The following is a 1,615-nucleotide window of genomic DNA, read 5'->3' as shown; positions in this document are numbered from 1 at the left end:
TTGTCCGGCGATGTCCTACTCTCCCACACCGTAACCAGTGCAGTACCATCGGCGCAGGCAGGCTTAGCTTCCGGGTTCGGAATGGGACCGGGCGTTTCCCTGCCGCTATGATCGCCGTAACTCTCTCGGCACAACCAGACACCCCTAACTCCTGAGGGGGTGTGCACGGTCGTTTCCCGTGAACCGCATAGTGGACGTGAACACGCTCAATATCATGTGTGTGTTAGGTAAGTCATCGGCGTATTAGTACCGGTCAGCTTCACAAGTCGTTAGTCCTTGCTTCCACATCCGGCCTATCAACCCAGTCGTCTAGCTGGGAGCCTCCCACACCTCCAAGGGTGCATGGAAACCTCATCTTGAAGCGAGCTTCCCGCTTAGATGCCTTCAGCGGTTATCCCTTCCGAACGTAGCTAACCAGCGGTGCCCTTGGCAGGACAACTGGCACACCAGAGGTTCGTCCGTCCCGGTCCTCTCGTACTAGGGACAGCCCTTCTCAAGTTTCCAACGCGCGCAGCGGATAGGGACCGAACTGTCTCACGACGTTCTAAACCCAGCTCGCGTACCGCTTTAATGGGCGAACAGCCCAACCCTTGGGACCTACTCCAGCCCCAGGATGCGACGAGCCGACATCGAGGTGCCAAACCATGCCGTCGATATGGACTCTTGGGCAAGATCAGCCTGTTATCCCCGGGGTACCTTTTATCCGTTGAGCGACAGCGCTTCCACAAGCCACTGCCGGATCACTAGTCCCGACTTTCGTCCCTGCTCGACCTGTCGGTCTCACAGTCAAGCTCCCTTGTGCACTTACACTCGACACCTGATTGCCAACCAGGCTGAGGGAACCTTTGGGCGCCTCCGTTACTCTTTAGGAGGCAACCGCCCCAGTTAAACTACCCACCAGGCACTGTCCCTGATCCGGATCACGGACCGAAGTTAGACATCCAGAACGACCAGAGTGGTATTTCAACGACGACTCCACCCACACTAGCGTGCCGGCTTCACAGTCTCCCACCTATCCTACACAAGCCGTCCCGAACACCAATACCAAGCTATAGTAAAGGTCCCGGGGTCTTTCCGTCCTGCTGCGCGTAACGAGCATCTTTACTCGTAATGCAATTTCGCCGAGTTCGCGGTTGAGACAGCGGAGAAGTCGTTACGCCATTCGTGCAGGTCGGAACTTACCCGACAAGGAATTTCGCTACCTTAGGATGGTTATAGTTACCACCGCCGTTTACTGGCGCTTAAGTTCTCAGCCTCGCCTTACGGCTAACCGGTCCCCTTAACGTTCCAGCACCGGGCAGGCGTCAGTCCGTATACATCGTCTTGCGACTTCGCACGGACCTGTGTTTTTAGTAAACAGTCGCTTCTCCCTGGTCTCTGCGGCCCTCAAACGCTCACCCCAGCAAGTGGAGATCACGCCTCAGGCCCCCCTTCTCCCGAAGTTACGGGGGCATTTTGCCGAGTTCCTTAACCACGATTCACTCGATCGCCTTAGTATTCTCTACCTGACCACCTGAGTCGGTTTAGGGTACGGGCGGCTCGAACCTCGCTAGATGCTTTTCTCGACAGCATAGGATCACCCACTTCCCGCCAATGCGGTCATCATCACATCTCA

The 1,615-nt window shown here is 56.3% G+C and carries 2 rRNA genes; both read right to left on the bottom strand.

The annotated features are described in order from the left end of the window. Positions 1-2: 2 nt before the first annotated feature. Positions 3-119 (bottom strand): 5S ribosomal RNA (gene rrf, locus KIH74_RS35590). A gap of 104 nt (positions 120-223) precedes the next feature. Then, positions 224-1,615, bottom strand: a 23S ribosomal RNA gene (locus tag KIH74_RS35585); the annotation flags it as partial.

The organism is Kineosporia corallincola, from assembly GCF_018499875.1.
GTDB classification, from domain to species: Bacteria; Actinomycetota; Actinomycetes; order Actinomycetales; family Kineosporiaceae; genus Kineosporia; species Kineosporia corallincola.
This window is presented reverse-complemented; position numbering and strand designations above follow the sequence as displayed.